Source organism: candidate division KSB1 bacterium (genome assembly GCA_024655945.1).
Lineage (GTDB): Bacteria > Zhuqueibacterota > Zhuqueibacteria > JANLFK01 > Oleimicrobiaceae > Oleimicrobium.
This window is the reverse complement of the sequence record JANLFK010000004.1, coordinates 288,777-307,871: the sequence shown is the minus strand read 5'-3', so window position 1 is coordinate 307,871 and position 19,095 is coordinate 288,777. Positions and strand designations below refer to the sequence as shown.

15 protein-coding genes are annotated in these 19,095 nt (G+C 61.3%); 12 read left to right on the top strand and 3 right to left on the bottom strand.

The window, feature by feature from the left end:
• Nucleotides 1-174: 174 nt before the first annotated feature.
• Nucleotides 175-3,270, bottom strand: a complete 3,096-nt coding sequence (locus NUW13_07895; protein ID MCR4438947.1) for a PorV/PorQ family protein — start codon at nt 3,268-3,270, stop codon at nt 175-177.
• A complete protein-coding gene (locus NUW13_07890) occupies nt 3,267-5,687 on the bottom strand; it encodes a hypothetical protein (GenBank protein ID MCR4438946.1) in 2,421 nt (806 codons plus the stop codon). The genes NUW13_07895 and NUW13_07890 overlap by 4 nt, the downstream gene beginning before the upstream one ends.
• A gap of 492 nt (nt 5,688-6,179) precedes the next feature.
• On the opposite strand from NUW13_07890, the gene NUW13_07885 reads away from it, so the two are divergent.
• From NUW13_07885 to NUW13_07830, 12 genes are all read left to right on the top strand, one after another.
• Nucleotides 6,180-6,689: a DUF4416 family protein gene (locus NUW13_07885; protein ID MCR4438945.1), complete on the top strand. Its 510-nt coding sequence runs from the start codon at nt 6,180-6,182 to the stop codon at nt 6,687-6,689.
• The gene (gene purM, locus NUW13_07880) at nt 6,686-7,699 is read left to right on the top strand and encodes a phosphoribosylformylglycinamidine cyclo-ligase (protein ID MCR4438944.1); all 1,014 of its coding nucleotides are present in this window, start codon (nt 6,686-6,688) and stop codon (nt 7,697-7,699) included. Before NUW13_07885 ends, purM begins: the two co-directional genes overlap by 4 nt.
• Before the next feature lie 6 nt (nt 7,700-7,705).
• Nucleotides 7,706-8,737, top strand: a complete 1,032-nt coding sequence (locus NUW13_07875) for an NAD(P)H-dependent glycerol-3-phosphate dehydrogenase (protein MCR4438943.1) — start codon at nt 7,706-7,708, stop codon at nt 8,735-8,737.
• 25 nt (nt 8,738-8,762) lie between these two features.
• A complete protein-coding gene (locus NUW13_07870; GenBank protein MCR4438942.1) occupies nt 8,763-9,599 on the top strand; it encodes a universal stress protein in 837 nt (278 codons plus the stop codon).
• A gap of 36 nt (nt 9,600-9,635) precedes the next feature.
• Nucleotides 9,636-10,931, top strand: a complete 1,296-nt coding sequence (gene asnS, locus NUW13_07865) for an asparagine--tRNA ligase (protein ID MCR4438941.1) — start codon at nt 9,636-9,638, stop codon at nt 10,929-10,931.
• A gap of 8 nt (nt 10,932-10,939) precedes the next feature.
• Nucleotides 10,940-11,416: a TIGR00725 family protein gene (locus tag NUW13_07860; protein ID MCR4438940.1), complete on the top strand. Its 477-nt coding sequence runs from the start codon at nt 10,940-10,942 to the stop codon at nt 11,414-11,416.
• Nucleotides 11,413-11,688, top strand: coding sequence for an acylphosphatase (locus tag NUW13_07855; GenBank protein ID MCR4438939.1), 276 nt, complete (start codon nt 11,413-11,415; stop codon nt 11,686-11,688). The genes NUW13_07860 and NUW13_07855 overlap by 4 nt, the downstream gene beginning before the upstream one ends.
• A gap of 151 nt (nt 11,689-11,839) precedes the next feature.
• The gene (locus NUW13_07850) at nt 11,840-12,364 is read left to right on the top strand and encodes an adenine phosphoribosyltransferase (GenBank protein MCR4438938.1); all 525 of its coding nucleotides are present in this window, start codon (nt 11,840-11,842) and stop codon (nt 12,362-12,364) included.
• A 127-nt stretch (nt 12,365-12,491) separates the two neighbouring features.
• Nucleotides 12,492-13,748 carry a hypothetical protein gene (locus NUW13_07845; protein MCR4438937.1) on the top strand — a complete coding sequence of 419 codons (1,257 nt, stop codon included), beginning with the start codon at nt 12,492-12,494 and terminating at the stop codon, nt 13,746-13,748.
• Nucleotides 13,749-13,872: 124 nt separating this feature from the next.
• On the top strand, nt 13,873-16,305 hold the full coding sequence (locus NUW13_07840; GenBank protein ID MCR4438936.1) for an AAA family ATPase: 2,433 nt from the start codon (nt 13,873-13,875) through the stop codon (nt 16,303-16,305).
• A 16-nt stretch (nt 16,306-16,321) separates the two neighbouring features.
• Nucleotides 16,322-16,678 carry a sulfite exporter TauE/SafE family protein gene (locus tag NUW13_07835; GenBank protein ID MCR4438935.1) on the top strand — a complete coding sequence of 119 codons (357 nt, stop codon included), beginning with the start codon at nt 16,322-16,324 and terminating at the stop codon, nt 16,676-16,678.
• A 16-nt stretch (nt 16,679-16,694) separates the two neighbouring features.
• Nucleotides 16,695-17,570 (top strand): metallophosphoesterase family protein, encoded by an 876-nt coding sequence (locus NUW13_07830; GenBank protein MCR4438934.1) that lies wholly within the window; start codon nt 16,695-16,697, stop codon nt 17,568-17,570.
• 110 nt (nt 17,571-17,680) lie between these two features.
• Here the strand turns inward: NUW13_07830 and NUW13_07825 are convergent, their stop codons facing one another.
• Nucleotides 17,681-19,063: an AAA family ATPase gene (locus NUW13_07825; GenBank protein ID MCR4438933.1), complete on the bottom strand. Its 1,383-nt coding sequence runs from the start codon at nt 19,061-19,063 to the stop codon at nt 17,681-17,683.
• Nucleotides 19,064-19,095 lie beyond the last annotated feature (32 nt).

Below are 19,095 nucleotides of genomic sequence, written 5' to 3'. Positions count from 1 at the left end.
TCTCATTTAAAGATAAAAAAAAGGGGCCGCTGTCAAGGACTTTTTTTTCGCGGGCCGCTAAGGAACAACCAAGAGTTGACCACCTCAGCTTGGCACGCTACTGCCGGGCAAGGAGGGTAGATTCCCCGCGGTGCGGCACCGGATAGGCCAACGGGCAGGGAAGGACTACTTTGACTACTTGGAGAAAAATTCTATCTGGATCCTGCGGTTGATCTGCCTGCCCAGGGGCGTTGCGTTGTCCCCCTCGAAGAGGAGCTCGCCTTCTCGCGCGCGAAAGAGGAACGGTTGGCAGTCGGCCGTGGCGCGGCCGTGCAGCAGCGAAATCTTCTCGAAGAGGCCGGGGGCGATTTCCCGGTAGCTTTTCAGGAACTCCTCTTCGCTGAGGGAAATGCTGAACGGCTCGTCTGCCCCCTTGCCGAGTGCACCGTCGCGGTCAAGGCGGGAAAGCACCAACCGGTGGTTGGCCGGCTCCGTCTCGGCAAAGCCCTGAACTGCACGGATGAACTCTTCTTGCAGGTGGGCGGCTCGCAGGCGGGAGAAGGCATTGTTCACCAAACGCGGCGTTATGCCACACGCATGCCCTACGAATCGATAGCGCATGTTCGGGCTGTACCGCAGTCTCGTGGCCAGTTCATGAAAGACCCTCTCCCACCAGACAATAGCGAAAGGCTTGGGATCGTTGAACTCTGCCAGGCCGACGACAATAGGCAACTCGCAGCCCCTGGGCACCAGCACCCCCTGCCTTTCCCGCGTGCGAAACCGCCGACCCAAAGTATCCCTCATGACCAGTGAGTAGGCGAGTCCCTTGTGGAGCAAGCCTACGTCCTCTTCGCCGAGCGGCCAAAGGAGGGAATCGCACGCTCTGAGGGCATAGCCCGCAGCGAGCGAATCATTCAGTTCGGTTGCCTGGAGATGCAGCCAGCCGCTCTGCACAGGTACGACCCCCTTTACCGTGTTGCTGAAGGAGACAGGCAGAGGGACCGGCGGTTGCGGCACATTACGGAGTGGCACGGGCGCGATGATGTCCACCTGGGGCGTCCCGTCAGACCGGCGCACGGCGCGAATGCGCACATTGCGCCGCTCCTGGTGCGCGCCCACATTGGGTGTCACCTTTCGATCGGGGGAGGCGCCCCACTTCACACTATCCATTGGGACCTGCTCAGGAGGCACACCCAGCTCCAGGAGCACCGTGCGCACGGCCATCGCCCTGGTCCGGGCAAGCGTAACTGGTTCGCCGTTTACCACATCGGCAAAGCCCTCCAGCGTCAGCACCACCTCTTGCCGCGCTGCCACGCGCCGCGCTAAGGTATCCAATGGTGCGTAGAACCACTGCGACGGCTTGTAGTATTGCGGCGCCACCTCCGCGCTCTGGGCGTCAAAGAAGACCTTTGTCAGCAAAGGCACTTCCCACGCGATCAGGGGTAACACGAACGCCTGCACGGTGTCCGGGATTGCGACTACACCCTTGGGAATGGTGTAGAACGTCCTACTAAGAACATTGTCCGCCAGATCCCTCTCCAGGACCCGCTTTCCCTCCGCATCGCAGAGCAGTGCATGTGCCGTGAACCGATGCAGGCCAGGGGTCCGCGTACGCCACAAGAAGGAAACGGCGCGGCTGTTCCGCGGGGGCAAATGCACAATTTCGCCTCGCCAGACGGTGTCCGGCTCCAGAAACGAGCCACCAGGACCAGGAGGCTCATCCACCACCGTCATTTCCATCCGCTCTGCCGGCCAGGGCCCATTGTTGCGCACCTGCACCGAAACCACACCCTGGGTGTCGCTCTCGGTGATCCAGACATCTGGCTCGAACACGATGTCCACCACTTGGATGTCTGGCCGCGTCACATGACATGGCCATATCTTCTGCGAGGCCACGCGCAGATGTTCATCGCGGTCGTAGGCAATGACCGTCCACAGATAGTCGCCGGCGGGCAGGTTAGCCACTGGGTACCAGGCCTGCTCCGGCCATGCCGTCACGCCAAATGTGGAGTCGCAGACCGCGTAGAAGGACGAGCCAAAGGATTTGACGGCATCGCGCAAGCGCACATGGCGCTGCGCCAGCAAGTCGAGCAATCGCGCCAGTTGCGAGGGCTCTGCAGGCACGCCTGTGGTGTGCTCCACCAGCAGCACATAGCGCACATCGTCAAACAGGTCCGGGTCGCGCGAAGCTTGCCATCGCAGTGTCACGACCTGGCTACGGACTGTGTCGTGAGGCAGCGGCTGCAGCAAGTCGAATCTCTCCGGGCCAATGGTGTAGTGGTGAGCACCAGCACGTCCGGCCATCTGGAAAAGCTCGTTCGCCTCCAGTCCGCCGATGTCCACGCGGAGTGCCTGGTTGCTGCCAAGAATGACCTCCCGCGCCACGGACGTCTGGTCATCCAGCCGCAGGCTCATCCCCATGGAAAGCTTGCTCAGCAGTCTGTCATTGAACTCATAGCCGGTTCTCAGTGCCAGGCGGTACCCCCAGGCAATTTCGGCGCCCACACAAAACCTGCCAATTTCGTCGCGCACCTGGTAGTAGTCACCGGAAAGCTGCAGTTGTAGCCCGTTATGGCTGCCCAGATGCATGGCGACACCCCCGCGCAGGGTGCGTGGGAGCGGCGTCTTCTCCTGGAAGAACTGCAGCGGTGACCCCATGTGGTCAACGGCAAAGCCAGCCGACAGTAGTCCGTACTGGAATGGTCCGCCGATGGAAATACGAGGCGAGCGATACATCACCCCCATGTCGACGATGTAGGCAGACGCGGTGTTGCCGCTCAGGTCGCTATGCAGATACTTAAGATTGCCACCGACAGCCAGGTTGGCCGAGAGGATGGTGAGCGGGCTTCCCACGCTAATGGCCCCCACGAGGTCACCGGCCGATACCGGAGGTCTGCGTCCCTGCGTGCTGTCGAATTCCCGTACCCCCTGGTAGTTCAGACCTAAGGCCACGTTGAAGCGCCTGCTCCAGGGGGTGCGGAACTGCCTTCCATAGTTGGCAGCCACGCCGTAGATGTCTGCAATCCACCTTGTGTAAGCGGCTGACCACTGCCACTCCCGGGAAAAGGCGGTCGAGGCGGGGTTGGCGTAGAAGGCCTGCACCTCGTCTATCGCGGCGCTCAGTGCACCTGCCATACCTTGGTAGCGGATGCTCGGCTGGATCTTCAGGTAAGCAGCGCCAGCACGCACCTGGCCGTGGGCAGACTGAGCGGCAAACGCGCACAAGAGCGTCAGCGCCCCAACCAGGGCGATAAACCCGTGTTCCTGCGTATCCGCACGTCTGCTCGTCATCGCAAGACCACCACCTTCTTCCAGCAGATGAGGTTTTCTGTACGGAGAGCGATGACATACACGCCACTGCCCACCTTTTCGCCTCCCTCCGTCTTGCCATCCCATGTACAACTGTTCACCCCTGGTTGGAAGACTGCCTTGGCAATCTGGGTCACGTGGTAGCCGGTGATATCGTAGAGATCAAGGGTCACTTCTGCCTGCTTCTTCAGGCCAAAGAAGATGGTCAGGCATGTGCCGCCTTCCGGCATGAAGAGATTCTGGTCAAAGTAGAAGGTGTTACAGTCGGCCACTACCTCGCTCACCACGACCGATGCGCGCGAGGTGTTGTTGGCAACGTTGGTGTCCCCTTCGGCGCTCACCGTGCAAACATTGACCAGCTCCTTGGGGTACTCTTCTGGAAGCTCGGCTACCCTCACCTCAAGAAGCACTTTTCTTTGCTCGCCCACGCCGAGGCGCGCGAAGCGCCACATTGCCACGTTACCAGCCACCGAGTCCGGCTGCGGGCTGAAGGACTCCACCGAGAGACCGGACGGCAGCATGTCGGTCAGGACGACAGCTTGGGCGTCTCCAGGCCCCATGTTCTCCACGAGAATCTGGTAGAGGAAAGTCTGCCCAACGGCCACCGTGTCCCGGCTGGCGAGTTTGTGGATGCGGAGGTCGCAGCGCTCCACAGCTGGCTGCTCTGGCGCGACGATGACCGTGGCGGTGGCGTGGTCGTTGGCGGCGTTTGTGTCATTGGGCGCGCTCACGAACGCACTGTTTTCCATCTGTTCCGTGCCTGGCGGGAGCGCAGCGTTGACCAGGACTTCGAGGATGACATCATAGGTTTGCCCGGGAGCAAGAGGCGGTACAAGCCAAATGAGCCGGCGGCCTATGACGCTGTCCGGCGCAACAGAAGAGCGCAACCAGGTTACTTGGTCAGGCAGCACGTCCTCAAGCCGCCCCTCCGGCGAGGGTCCTGACCCAACGTTGCGCACGGTGAGGGTGTAGGTAAGTTCACCTCCGGGCCTGATTGAGTCGACGTTAGCAGTTTTCACAAGCGACAGGTCTGCAGGCGCGAAAGGCGCGGGGAGCTCCTGCGCGACGACCGAAGTGCTGTCGGCACCGTTTTCAGGGTTCCCGTCGCCGAGAGCATGCGCCACCGCCACATTGACCAACCGCATCGGCGCCCCGACCAATGGCGAGTCCACCACCGCCACAAAGCTGACCCTCACCTCCTCGCCCACCCCCAGCGAGTCCCAGCGCCACAACAGCCTCCGCCCCACCACCTCCTCAGGCGCACGGCTGAACTCACCCGCCGTCACCTGCCCAGGAAGGCTGTCGACCACCACCACCTGCCGGGCCACCTGCGGGCCCACATTGCGCACCACCAGCGTGTAGACCACCCGCCCCCCTGCCACTACGCTATCCCGATCCGCCTCCTTGGCCATCACCACGTCGCATACCGCCGGCGGCACCGGAGGCTCCTCCGCCACCACGGTAACTCGCGCCGTGTCGTTGGCTGCACTGGTGTCGTTGAAGCACCGCACCACCGCCATGTTGGCGACCGTCACCACGGAGTCGGCCAGCGAATCTGCCACGGTCCCGGACACGGAGAACGACGCAGTTTGGCCTGCCTCGAGCGAGTCCACACCCCAGAACGCCACGCTGTTGCGCAGGGAGTCCACTGGCGGAGAAAAGAGGAAGTTCGTCAGCTCGGCGGGGAGTAGCTCCGTCACCCGAATCAGGCGCGCAGTGTTCGGGCCGTGGTTCTGTAGTATGAGGTGGTACTGTACCGTTTCACCGGCAAGAACCGTGTCCCTGTCAGCCCGTTTTTCCAGGCTGACATCGCAGGGCAATGTGCAGGCCCCGAGGTAGACGAAGACGAATCTGAAGATGTGCACGCTCTCCGGCGAAGAGCCTGTGATCGGCTGACCAGGCGGGTTGAGGAACTGCGGATACTCGTTCTGGATGAGCAAATAGTGGTTCAGGACAACGACGTTGTCGCCCTTCCATAGATAGAACTGACCAGATTCGCGCATCACGCTGAAAGCGAGTGCGGAGGTATCGGCAACAACCCGGTAGGGCCCGGCATTGGCATCGCACACCCGCGCGAAAGTACTGTCCGGGTAGCGGACCTGCAAGAAGTAGGACTCGTTTGTCTGTCCTGCAGAATATGAAACGCCTGCGAGGACCTTGTAGTAACCCTCCTTGCTGGGTCTCACGCACAGCGCGTCCAAACTGGCAGGCGGGCGGTGGGCTCGCACTCGCACTATGCCAGGATCTGTGTCGATCGCTACGCTGTCGCCAATGGCAGACACCGAAAGTTCGTAGCAGGGCAGATCCTGGGCGCGAACTCGGTGGAAAGTGGACAAGAACAGCGCCGAAAGCAGGAGCACTCTGACTGCTGAGAAGATCCTCAAAGCCGCACCACGCATGACCCTCGTCTGCTCCTTACGTGACACAGCCTGGGTCGCAGCTCCGCGAATAAGGACCTGGTCGTGGAGCACGAATTGGGAGAGAGGCATTCCTCACGGCTCTCCCACGGTTTTGAGAAATGTATAAGCAGGGTGCTGGATTTGCAGACGTTTTTTGCCCCCCCTTTCGCTTTCTTCAGACACATTCAAGGTCGGGTTCCCGGGGAAGAACTGGGACCGGCAACTCGATTCGCCGCAGGGGGAACCCGGACGGAGGTTTCTGGAGAAGAGTTCCAGACCGAAGTCTGCCTCGCGGAATACATTGAGCTCGCTTGGAGAACACTGAGCGTTGTCCAGCGTTGCACTTCCCAGGGCTGCGGAGCATTTTCCCCTTGACATTTAGGCAGATATTTCTCATATTCCGACGCGTTGCCAGAGGCCCTGGCAAGAGCGCCGCAATGCGGTGAATTAGCCCGTAGTATGTGCATGGGTACTCCGAGATCCCCCCGGCCCGTGTGCCTGTTCTGCGCCGTGACGTACAATTCCCAGGAAATGATCGAAGAGGCGCAGCGGCTACTGCAGAACGAGTTCGGGGAAATTACCTTGCAATCCGAGCACTACCCCTTCTCCTTTTCCGACTACTATGCCGAAGAGATGGGGCAGGAGCTCTTCAAGTTCATTGTCAGCTTCTCATCGCTCATCCAACCGGACCGTTTGGCCGACATAAAGCTTCGGACCAACGTGCTCGAGCAGAGGAGCGCTACGGCAGGCCGGCGTAACCTCAACCTCGACCCTGGCTATCTGGACGGCGCCAAGGTTGTGGTGGCGACGACCAAGAACTATGATCACCGCATCTATTTGGGGCAGGGCATCTATGGCGACCTCCATCTGCGCTACCGGCACGGCCGGTTTCAGCCGCTGGAGTGGACGTATCCCGACTATCGGCTGCCGCTGGTCCTTGACTTTTTGAGCAGAGTTCGCGCCTGGTACTTGAACGCCTGCAAGACTGAGGAAAAGAGGTGAACGAGCATTCGGGGCTGACTTATGAGGGGGCCGGCGTGAGCATCGCCACTGGCGATGAGAGCGTGGAGCGCATCAAAGCGCTCGCCAAATCCACCTTCTCATCCGCAGTGCTGAGAGAAATTGGCTTGTTCGGCGGCTTCTACGAGCTGGATGCAACGCGCTTTCGCAGACCTGTACTGGTGTCCAGCATCGACGGCGTAGGGACAAAGCTAAAGATCGCCTGTGCGCTCGGCGTCTATGACACGGTCGGCGAGGAGCTGGTCAATCACTGCGTCAATGACGTCATGACCAGTGGCGCCGATCCGCTGTTCTTTCTAGACTATTTGGCCACCGGAAAGCTGCGGTCCGAGGTGGTGGAGCAGGTCGTCGCCGGCATGGCGCGTGCCTGTCGGCAGGCCGGCTGCGCCCTCATCGGCGGCGAGACTGCAGAAATGCCGGGATTCTACCAACCCGACGACTTCGATCTGGCCGGGGCCATCGTCGGCGTCGTCGAGAAGGATGCGATTGTCGATGGGAGAGGAATTCAAGTCGGTGACCTCCTCATTGGCATAGCTTCCAATGGCCTGCACACGAACGGCTACTCGTTGGCGCGCAAAGTGCTCTTAGATGTCGCCAGAATGGGGTTGACCGACCATGTGGATGAACTGGGCACAACCTTAGGCGAAGAACTGCTGCGCGTGCACCGTTCTTATCAGCCCTTAGTGCAGCGGGTGCGCGCCGTAGAGGGTCTCCGCGGCATTGCCCATATCACCGGTGGCGGAATTGTAGGCAACACGCGGCGTCTCCTGCCGGCGGGGCGCTCTTTGCGCATGGACTGGCAAGCATGGGAGGTACCGCCGATCTTCCGCCTCATCCAACGCTTGGGAAATGTGGCCGAGGAGGAGATGCGGCGCGTGTTCAATCTGGGCATCGGCGAGGTGTTGATTGTCGCGCCTCAGGCAGCACAGGCCTGCGTTGATGCGGCAACCGAGCTGGGATTGGCGAGTTTTCACATTGGGGAGGTCGCCTAAGGAGCCGTGAATGCCTCCACCGCACAGTGTCTGAAGGTCGCGGTGATCGGCGCCGGCGGGTGGGGCACCGCTCTGGCGATCCTCCTGCACGGCAATGGGCACGAGGTGTGCCTGTGGGAGTTCCGCCCGGAGGTAGCTGAAGAGCTGGCCAGGACCCGCGAGAACCGGCAACTGTTGCCAGGCGTCCCTATTCCTGAGGAGATTCTCATCACCGCCGACCTGGAGGAGGCGGCGACAGGAGCAGAGCTGGTGGTCGTTGCCGTCCCTTCGCACACGATGCGTGAGGTGGCGCGCCGCCTTCGGCCTCTGCCGGCCGTGAGCCAGGCGCTGGTGGTTAGCGCCACCAAGGGCATCGAAAACGAGTCTCTGATGCGTATGACCGAGGTGCTGCTGGCAGAAATGCCCGAGCTGGAGCCACGCCGCGTGGTCGCCTTGTCCGGCCCGAGTCATGCCGAAGAGGTGAGCAGAGGTATTTCCACGGCGGTTGTCTGCGCCTGCCCGTGTGAGGAGAGCGCCCGCCTGGCGCAGCGGGCATTCATGAACAAGACCTTCCGCGTCTACACGAGCACCGACGTCATCGGCGTCGAGCTGGGTGGGGCGCTGAAAAACGTCATCGCCATTGCCGCTGGCATCTGTGACGGGGCAGGGTTCGGCGACAACACGAAGGCAGCGTTACAACCCCGCGGCCTGGTGGAGATTGTGCGCTTGGGCGTGAAGATGGGGGCAAATCCGCTCACCTTCGCCGGCCTCACCGGCATGGGCGACTTGATTGTCACCTGCATGAGCAAACACAGCCGCAACCGCTATTTGGGCGAGCAGATCGGCAAGGGCAAGGCGCTGCAACAAGTTCTCAGCGAGATGGTGATGGTCGCCGAAGGAGTCAGGACTACGCGCTCGGCCTATGAATTGAGCCGCCTGCACAATGTGGAGATGCCCATCACCAGGGAGGTCTACCGCATCCTCTTCGAGGGCAAGGACCCGCGGGCGGCACTGGAGGACCTCATGACCAGAGATGCAAAAATGGAGGCATGGGGATAAGTCTCACGAAGCAGAGGGTTCGACGATGGTCAAGCGGATACTTCTTCCTGTAGACGGTTCCGAGTACACCAACTCGGTCGTCAAACACGGCATCGACCTGGCGCGGCGTTTTGGAGCGCGCGTGCGCCTCCTTTCGGTGGTCGACGTGCGCGTCTTCGAATGGGTGCTGTCGGTGGGGGCCGATGGCTTTGTGCCGGTACTGCCTGCCCCCGGCTACCAGGAGGAATCGCGGAAGCTTCTGGAAAAGAAGGCGCAAGCGGTGCTGGACAAGTGCGCGCGCGCCTTAGAAAGCGAGGGCATTCCCCACGAAGCGGAAACCTTGGGGGGCTCGCCGGTTGAAATTATCTGCGAGCGCGCCAACTTGGTGGACCTCATCATCATGGGCAACCGGGGGGAATATGCGCGCTGGGCGACGACCATGCTGGGAGCCACCTTGGAGGCAGTGACCCGCCATGTCAGCAAGCCGATCATGATTGTGCAGCAGCGCTTCCGGAACGTGCAGAGGATGCTGGCTGCCTACGACGGCAGCGAACACGCAAACCGGGCACTGCAACTGGCAGGCTTTTTCGCCGAGTACCTCGGTGCCAAGATCACCGTGGTGCACGTGTCAGACGATCGGGAGCTGTCCACCCGCATCTGCGCAGAGGGGGTGCACTACCTGCAGGCCTATCGAGCCGAAGTGGACTCTGCGTGGCTCTCCGGGCGCCCTGATGCGGCGGTGATCGACTTGGCCGCCAAGGGCAAATATGACCTCATCGTGATGGGCGCCTACGGCCACTCGCGCATCCGCGAAGCCATTCTCGGCAGCACCACCGTGCAGATTATGCGCAAAAGCCCCGTCCCGGTACTCATGGTGAAGTAGCACCAACGGACTGGAAACAGGAGGAACAGACATCGCATGGCGCAACGAGTGTACATCGCGGACATCGCCAGGCATGTGGGGCAGACAGTGGAGGTGTGGGGGTGGCTTTACAACATGCGTTCCAGTGGCAAGTTGCGCTTTCTCCTGGTCCGTGACGGCACCGGAATTATCCAAAGCGTCTTCTCCCTGGCGGACGTCTCGGAGCAAGTTTTTGCTGCCACCGAGAAGCTCACGCAGGAGAGCTCGCTCAAAGTCACCGGCATAGTTCGAGAGGATAGACGTGCTCCGGGCGGCTACGAGCTCTTGGCGCAGGACATGACCATCGTCCACATCGCCCAGGAGTACCCCATCACGCCTAAGGAGCATGGCACCACCTTCCTCATGGACCATCGCCACCTTTGGCTGCGTTCGCGAAAGCAGCATGCCATTCTCCGCATCCGCCACGAAATCATCAGGGCTGCTCGCCAGTTCTTCGATGAACAGGGTTTCGTGCTTCTGGACGCTCCGATTTTCACGCCAGCCTCGGTGGAAGGGACCACTACTCTCTTTGAGAGCGACTACTTTGGCGGCAAGGCCTACCTGACGCAGAGCGGCCAGCTCTACGTGGAGGCAGGGGCAATGGCATTTGGCAAAGTCTACTGCTTCGGCCCCACCTTCCGCGCAGAGAAATCCAAGACGCGCCGCCACCTCACCGAGTTCTGGATGCTGGAGCCGGAAGTGGCCTACGCCGACCTCGACGATATTATGGCATTGGCCGAAGGGCTGATTGTCCACATCGTGCAGGCGGTGCTCAACAACCGTCGTGCGGAACTGGCGGTCATCGAACGCGACGTGGCGCCGCTGGAGCGCGTGCGCCCCCCATTCCCGCGCATTAGCTACGATGAGGCTGCCGACCTCCTGGAAGAAGCGGGCACGGGCTTCACGCGTGGGGACGACCTGGGCGGCACCGACGAAACGGTGCTCTCCCAGCAATTCGACAGGCCGGTGATGGTGCATCGGTACCCTGCGGCGGTGAAGGCCTTTTACATGAAAGACGACCCGGAACACCCTGGGCGAGTGCTGTGCGTCGATGTGTTGGCGCCCGAAGGCTATGGCGAGATCATCGGTGGCGGACAGCGTGAGGACGACTTGGAGACGCTGCAACAGAAGATCCGCGCGCACAACCTGCCTAGGGAGCCGTACGAGTGGTACCTCGATTTGCGCCGCTATGGCAGCGTCCCTCACTCCGGGTTCGGGATCGGCATCGAGCGGACGGTGGCCTGGCTGTGCGGTCTGTCCCACATTCGCGAGACGATCCCGTTCCCGCGCACCATGTACCGCATCTATCCATGAGTGCCTCAGTGGAGCGTAGACCAGTCGTTGCAGTGCTCGGCGGTGCCGTTTGCAGCCAGGAGATTAGCCAGCTCGCCTATGAGGTCGGGCGCCTCATCGCAGAGCAAGGGGGTGTTCTCATCTGTGGCGGACGGAGTGGAGTCATGGAGGCGGCCTGCCGAGGGGCCCAAGAGCATGGTGGCCTCACCGTGGGCATCCTGCCTGGGGATGACGCCGGCGAGGCGAATCCCTTCGTGCAGATTGCCATAGCTACTGGCCTCGGTGAGGCCCGCAATGTGCTCATCGTCAAGTCCGCGGATGCGGCCATCGCCGTAGACGGCGGCTATGGCACGCTCTCAGAGATTGCCTTCTGCCTGAAGCTTGGGGTACCTGTCGTTGGGGTGCAAACGTGGACGATAGATCCAGGCATCCACCAGGCGCACAGCGCCGCGGAGGCGGTGCAGATGGCCTTCCAATTGGCGAGCAGCAGGGCGCAGAGGAGATGAAAGTCCGGGCAACGATCGTAGTGCGTGGCATGGTGCAGGGGGTGGGGTTCCGCTACTACGCGTACCGACACGCCAAGGCGTTGGGGCTCAAGGGGTACGTCAAGAACCAGTGGGACGGCTCGGTATTAAGTGAGGTGGAGGGAGAGCGCGGCATGGTGGAAGAGTACATTAAGGCGCTAAAGGTGGGATCGCGCCTATCCAGCGTGCGCGACGTTGACATACACTGGGCAGAGTACAGCGGAGAATTCGACTCCTTTGAGGTAGCCTTTTGAGAGGAGCCTCTCCGGCGAAGACAGGGATGGCGGCGGACGACACCGGAGGCTCGGGACTGGAGTTCCATCGGCCGGTCAGAACCTCGAAATGTCGCATCGCAACGGACAAACGTCACTCAGACAAGCCCCGGAGCACAAGGAGGAGCAGTCGATGCAAGACCTGGCAGCGCTCATCAGAACTGTACCTGATTTCCCGAAGAAAGGCATCGGCTTCAAGGACATCACCACGCTCATCAAGCATGGCGACGCCTTCCGCCAAGCGGTGGACGCAATGCTCGCCCCTTTTGCGGAGGAGCACATCGACCTGATTTTGGGCGTCGAAGCGCGCGGCTTCCTCTTCGCCGCCGCCGCCGCCTACAAGTTGGGTGTGGGGGTGATCCCTGCCCGCAAACCTGGTAAGCTCCCGGCCAAAGTGGTGCGCGAAGAGTATGCCCTCGAGTACGGCACTGACGCCGTGGAAGTCCACGAGGACGCCATTAGCCCCGGGCAGCGGGTGTTGGTCATAGACGACCTGTTGGCCACCGGCGGTACAACTGCTGCGGCGGTGCGGCTTGTGGAGCGGCTCGGCGGGGTGGTGGTCGGCGTCTCCTTTCTCATCGAGCTTGCCTTCCTTCACGGGAGGGAGAAACTGAAAGGACAGAAGGTGCACGCGGTCATCAGCTGCGCATCCGAGTAAGAAGCGCGTTTTCAGAGGAATGAGCTTACTGAGCCAAGGATTCATCGAAGGGAGGAGTTTGAGGGAGAGGCACATGTCGGATCGCAGGGAAAGGCGGACAAGGGCTGGGTTCTGGAGAGGTTGGGGCATGGGCACTGCCTTGGTCGCGACGGCGCTGGTCGGGACTTGCTTTTGCCAGCAGTACGATTTCAGCTACTTCGCCCCTGTTGCCGTGGGAAACGGGGCGCGGGCACTCGCCATGGGGGGCGCGGGCGTCGCGGTCGTCAACGACGGCATGGCCACGGCCGTTAACCCCGCGGCTCTCGCCCGTATCTCTGGTTCACGCGCCCTGGTGGCCGGACGCTTCACCTTCGGCGGCCTCTCTGTGGACCCAAGTACACCCCTCCCTGCCGATGTGTCGCTGGAAGGGTCCCTCGGCTCCAATCTCGTCCCTGAGTATGTGGGTATCGTGGTCCCTCTTAGCACCATGCGTCGCCGCATCACCGGCTCGCTGGCGGTGCGCAGCATGTTGGACTTTGGGCGTTCCACCTTGTTCAGGCGGATCATTGGGCATGAGTTTCCCATCAAGAACTATCGCGACATAGAGCAGACCAGTACCGGCGGGCTCTATGCGCTCTCGGCAGCTCTTGGTGCCGAGCTGAACAGCCGGTTGGCGGCCGGCGTCACCGTCAACTTCCTGTCTGGGCGACAGCGGGTGGAATGGTCAGATCGCGCCGCCGAGGAGGGCGTGGAGCAAGAGCAAGGGAGCTGGCGACGCGAGAACAAGTTGTCTGGCTTTTCCCTGGACGTGGGGTGCAAAGCCAATGTGAGCCGCTTCTTGGACCTCGGGCTGAAGCTGTCGCTTTCGCACACGCTGACCCTCGTACGCCCGACTCTGGTGGCAGGCGGCGTCGACACCACCAGCGCCGACCTCAACCTGAAGGTGCCCATGTTCCTCACCATCGGCGCGGCCGTGCGACCGGCGCAACGGCTTTGTCTGGCCTTCGACTTCCATTGGGCAGGCTGGTCGAAGGCGTCATTGGATTCGGCCATCACGGCTCCTGGCCTGCCTCTGCCGGATGCCAATAGCCTCCATGTGGGAGTAGAGTACCTGTTCCCTATCAGAGAGGTGGTTCTCCCCGTGCGCCTCGGCTTTCACACCGACCCGCGCCTGGAGCGTGAATTCGCCACTGAACCATCCAGCCATCGTGGGGATGCCATCGCCGGGCTAGCTTTCTCGGCCGGCGCAGGGATACAGTCGTCCCGGGTAAGTTTTGACCTCTCGGTGGACTTTGGCCTGAGCACCTACACGGGGCGCAACGTGTTCGAGGAACAAGCGGAAGGCTGGTCGGTCAAGGAACGCACGGTCAAAGTAGTCCTCGCCGCTCAGGTAAAAGTCCAATGATAGGTGCGACAAGAAGATCGCGCAGCCGCGTTCGCCGCGCCGGGCTGTCTCCGGCGGCGAACCGCTACATCGTGGGGAGAGGCTCCTGCGCCTGGAGCCGTTCCTGCCTCTGTTGGAGGAAGCAATGAAGAAGCCGCAGTTTGAGGAGGTGCCGGTCGAGCGCCTCCGCTGGCACTGTGATCCAGCAACCCTGCCGTTTTCCTCAACTGCAGAGGTTTCCATAGCAGAGAAGATTCTGGGACAAGATCGCGCAGTGCAGGCCCTGCGCATGGGGTTGGACATCAGCAGCGTGGGTTACAATATCTTCGTGACTGGCCAGGCGGGCACAGGCCGCACCACCACGGTGCGCCGCCTGCTGGCAAGCCGCCGTGGCCAAGCAATTCCCGACGACAAGCTGTACGTGAACAATTTCAAGAATCCTGATGCCCCCATGGCCATTAGCCTGCCGGCAGGAAAGGGCAGGGCCTTCCGCAAGGAGATGGCGGAGACGATCGCCGCGCTGCGCAGGCAGATCCCGCAACTTTTCGAGAGCGACCAATACGCCCAACGCCGCCAGCGCCTGCTGGACTCGTACGGTGAGCAGGAGCGCAAAGTGGTCGAGGCCTTCGAAGCGCGGGCACGCAAGGAGGGCTTTGCCGTCATTCAGGTGCAGGTGGGGCCGATGACCAAGCCCGACTTAGTGCCGATTATCGAGGGCTCACCTGTGCCAATGGAGCAGCTGGACCTGTTGGTGGCCCAAAATCGTCTGCCAGCAGCCGACGCCGCACGTCTCAAGAAAGCTTATCCCGAGCTGCTCAAAGAGCTGCCCAATGTGCTCAAGGAACTGCGCAAGAGCCAGGCTGCCCTGCGGCGGAAGCTGAGCGAACTGGACGCCCATTTTGCCCATGACCTGGTAGCGCCGGCAATAGCCGACCTGAAGGAGAAATACAAAGATAGGAAGGTGCATCGCTACCTGGATGAGGTGCAAGAGAGCATCCTGGAGCGACTGGACCTCTTCCGCAGGGCGGACGGTGAAGGCGAGCGCGGCTCCTCCGGCGGCGTTGACCCTTTTCTGGACTACCAGGTCAACCTCATCGTCGATAATGCCGAGACCAAGGGGGCACCGGTCATCTTTGAGAATTCACCTACCTACCAGAACCTTTTCGGCACCATCGAACGGGCGGTGGACAGCCGCGGCATGTGGCGCGCCGACTTTACCAGGATCAAAGCCGGCTCTTTTCTGCGCGCCAATGGCGGCTTCTTAGTGATCAACGCCTTGGATGCCCTGGTAGAACCAGGCGTCTGGCAGACCCTGAAGCGCACCCTGCGCAACCGACAAGTGGAGATCCAGAGCTTCGAGCCGTTCTTCATGTTCGCCTCCACGGCACTGAAACCGGAGCCCATCCAGACCGACGTCAAAGTGATCATGATCGGCGACCCGTGGATTTATCAGGTGCTCTTTTATCAGGACGACGACTTTAAGAAAATCTTCAAGGTGAAGGCGGACTTTGACAGCGTCATGCCGCGTGGCGAGCCGAACGTGCTCCAGTACGCCTCATTCATCCGCAAAATCTGCAGTGACGAGAAGCTGCTACATTTCGACCGCTCGGCCGTGGCGGCAGTGGTCGAATACGGCGTGCGCTTAGCTGGCCGCCAGAACAAGCTCTCCACCCGTTTCAACTACATCGCCGACCTGGTGCGCGAGGCGCACTACTGGGCTGCCCAGGAAAAAGCCACCATCGTCACCGCCAAGCACGTGGACAAGGCCTTGGAAGAGAAGGTGGAGCGAGTGAGCCTCATCGAGGACAAGATCCGCGAGCTGATTGCGGAAGGCACGTTGATGATCGACACCGAGGGCAGCAAGGTCGGCCAGGTCAACGGCTTGTCGGTCATCGACCTGGGGGACTATGCGTTCGGTCACCCCTGCCGTATCACCGCGCAGACGGCCATGGGACGCGCCGGCATCATCAACATCGAGCGGGAGGCAGAGCTGAGCGGCCCCACGCACAACAAGGGCGTGCTGATCTTGGCCGGCTACCTGCGCGGCAAATTCGCCCAGGACAAGCCTCTAAGCATGAGCGCCAGCATCTGCTTTGAACAGAATTACAGCGGGGTGGATGGCGACAGCGCCTCTTCCACCGAGATCTACGCCCTGCTCTCCAGCCTGGCTGATCTGCCCTTGCGCCAGGACATCGCCGTGACAGGCTCCGTGAACCAGAAGGGCGAGATTCAACCCATCGGCGGAGTCAACGAGAAGATCGAGGGCTTTTACCGCGTGTGTGAGGTGCGAGGCCTCACCGGGCAGCAAGGGGTCATCATCCCGCGGCGGAACGTTGATGACCTGGCGTTGCACAAGGAAGTGGTGGAGGCCGTGAAGAAAGGCATGTTCCACATCTATCCGGTGGACACCGCCGACCAAGGCATCACCATTCTGACGGGCGTTCCGGCAGGCGAGCGCGGCCCCGACGGTCGCTTCCCCGAGGGGACGGTCAATGCGCGCGTGGACGCCCGCTTGCGAGAATTGGCAGAGGGACTTCGCCAGTTTGCCTCTGTGCCGATCGAACAGGAACAGAACTGAGGAGCAAGAGACCGGTATGCAGAACCTTTACTTTGCGCTCTTAGGAATGACCGCGGGGATTCTTGGGGGTGCTTTTGGCATCGGGGGCGGGGTGCTCATGGTGCCGGTGATGGTCCTTTTCATGAAGGTAGAGACGCACGTGGCCATCGGCACTTCTTTGGCCGTCATCATCCCCATCTCCATAGCAGGTGCGCTGCGGCACTTTACCCTCCACAACGTCGATTCCCACATCGCCCTTCCGGCTGGCATTGGCGGCATAGTCGGCGCGGTGATCGGGGCCACACTCATCGCCAACCTGCCGGCGGTGTACGCCAAGAAGGGGCTGGGCATCTTCCTGGTCTACACGGCCATCCGCCTGCTTCTGTCCAAGTAGCCGGGAGCGAAGAACGTTGGCAAGCGGCCGGCCTGGCAGGTTAGCACTTTGGCTTGAAGACCTGAAGGCATCCTTGCACCCAGGCAGGGTGATTCTCCCGCTGTTGCGGCTGCAGGAGCAGGGCCGAAGAAACGCGCTGGACGTGCGCCTCCGGCACGAGGAGCTGGCTTTTCCCTCTCTGCCGGTTCCTTTCGCCGGCTTCCGCTTGCTCCTCATGTCCGATCTCCACATTGACCAGGATCCGGACCTGCCGCAGGTGGTGCTGGAGAGGCTGGGCGGCTTGGAGGTGGACGTGGCTTGCCTTGCGGGCGACTTCCGCCGACGCATCCTCGGAGACCACCGGCCTGCGCTAGAGCTCTTGAGACCCATCGTTCAGGCCATCAACGCCCACGAGGGGATTTTCGCGGTGCGCGGCAACCACGACAGCGCCCAACTCATCGCCGAACTGGCCGCTCTTGGCGTGCACGTCCTCGACAACCGCGCACATGCGGTCGTCCGCCAGGGGGAGCGCCTCTGGCTCGGCGGTGTCGATGACCCACATCTCTACCGGGCGCACGATGTGGCCGTGGCCATGAAGTCTGTGCCGTCCGGCGAGTTCACCATCCTCCTTGCCCATTCCCCGGAGGCCTATGCCGAGGCGGCCAGGGCGGGGGTGGCTCTCTACCTGTGCGGCCACACGCACGGCGGGCAAGTGCTGCTCCCGGGGATCGGTTCCTTGGTCAAGAACATGCGCGCCCCCATGGCCTTGCATCGCGGCTTCTGGCGCTACGATGGCATGCTGGGCTTCACCAGCACGGGCGTGGGCTCCGGCTCGGTCTTTGCGCGCTTCAACTGTCCACCGGAGATGGTGCTGCTCACGTTGCGGCGGGGGGAGAGGGCGATGAGACTGTAAGGCTGCCTCAGGACTCTTGCGATTGGGGTTTGCAAAGCGCTTCCCGCTGCGGGGAGTCCTCCTTGCAGGAGTGCACTGCCAGAATGGTGTGGGGGCGAAGCTGCGGAGATCTATTCAGCCTCTCCAGTTGATTCAACGACGTCTGGCCAAATGGTCCGAATAACTTCGTCAAGGGTACCCACACCTGTCACATTGATGACTACCCCATTTTGAGCCAGAGATTGACCTACCTCCTGTGCGTTCTCGGCAGCGATGAACAAGCGCTCCACACAGTGGGCCAGTGGGGATTGTTCGCCCGGAACGAGCGTGCGGCTGAGCGCTTGGCAAAACGCCGGGGAGACGGGGCGGATCTTCTGGAACAGGTCCAGCTCACCGACAAACAAGGTGCCAAGAGGTATTTCTCTCTGGAAATACGAGGACAGCATGCTCATAGCCAGAGGCAGGTCGAGAGTCACGTGGTATGGTCTGCCACCAGGCAGGGCACAATTGATTTCGAAGGTAAGGTCCGAGATGTCAATGTCGTGCATAGCGCTGACAATGCCCACAAGTTGGGTCAATTTCTGACGAGGTAGATAGGGAGCCTTGATTCCGGGGCGATCGCCGTATTTGGGTAGCTTCACCAGGGCCTGTACCTCGATAAGGTCTCCTGGACTGCCCGGCAGGAAACCGAAGGCTTGACTTGCTTTGGCCGTGACGTGCTTAGACTTCTCCAGGCAGCCGTCGTTGGTCATGACCAAAGTAAGTGGCTCATGCCGCTCTGGCCCAAAACGGTTCTTTGGGACGAAGAGGGGGCGCAGCCTCATTGCTTTGCGCAGGTAGAGCACGCAGTCGACGTTGTGCTCAAGGCTCCGGGGCCCCGCGATAGCCCCGCCCTTCGTGATGTGACCGATGAGAAGGACGGTAAACCCATGTTCCTTAGCCCAGCGATTGAACTCGAAGAGACGTTGATAGGGCTTTGACGAGGTAGGGGCCGTCCCTAACCCCTGAAGGGAGTCAACTACCACAAGGTCGACTCCCGCATAAGGTGCCTTCTGACCCAAGACGTGGCGGGCAAGGAAGTCCGGAAGTCCCTCCATCCCACTCACTGACGCATCGATGGCGAGGTTTTCTCCAACCCTCTTCTCAGCCTGTTCTAGCAATTGGTGTCTCTTAATGTGCTCTCGCGTTTTCTCGAGACCATCCAGCCAACTGGTTGACCTAACTGCCTCGGGGTCGTTTCCGCGGCGGTGAGCGAATATCTGACTCTCGATCTTGTGCTTGATATCGGACGGGGACTGTTCAAGCGCGAGATATAGGACCTTGTGCCCCGTGCTAGCGAAGTCGGTAGCTATCTGCAGAGCTAACGTGGTCTTGCCGCCCCCTGGTGGGCCGCTGAGAAGGTACGTCCCTCCTGCCGCTAGCCCCGGATGGTTGGCGTCCTCTGCGAACCAGGGGATGCTATTGAGCTTAATGAACTCATGTCGCTCCAGTCTGATCTCGCTAAGTTTTGGCATAAGCCACCCCGTGCACAATTGTGACGGCACCC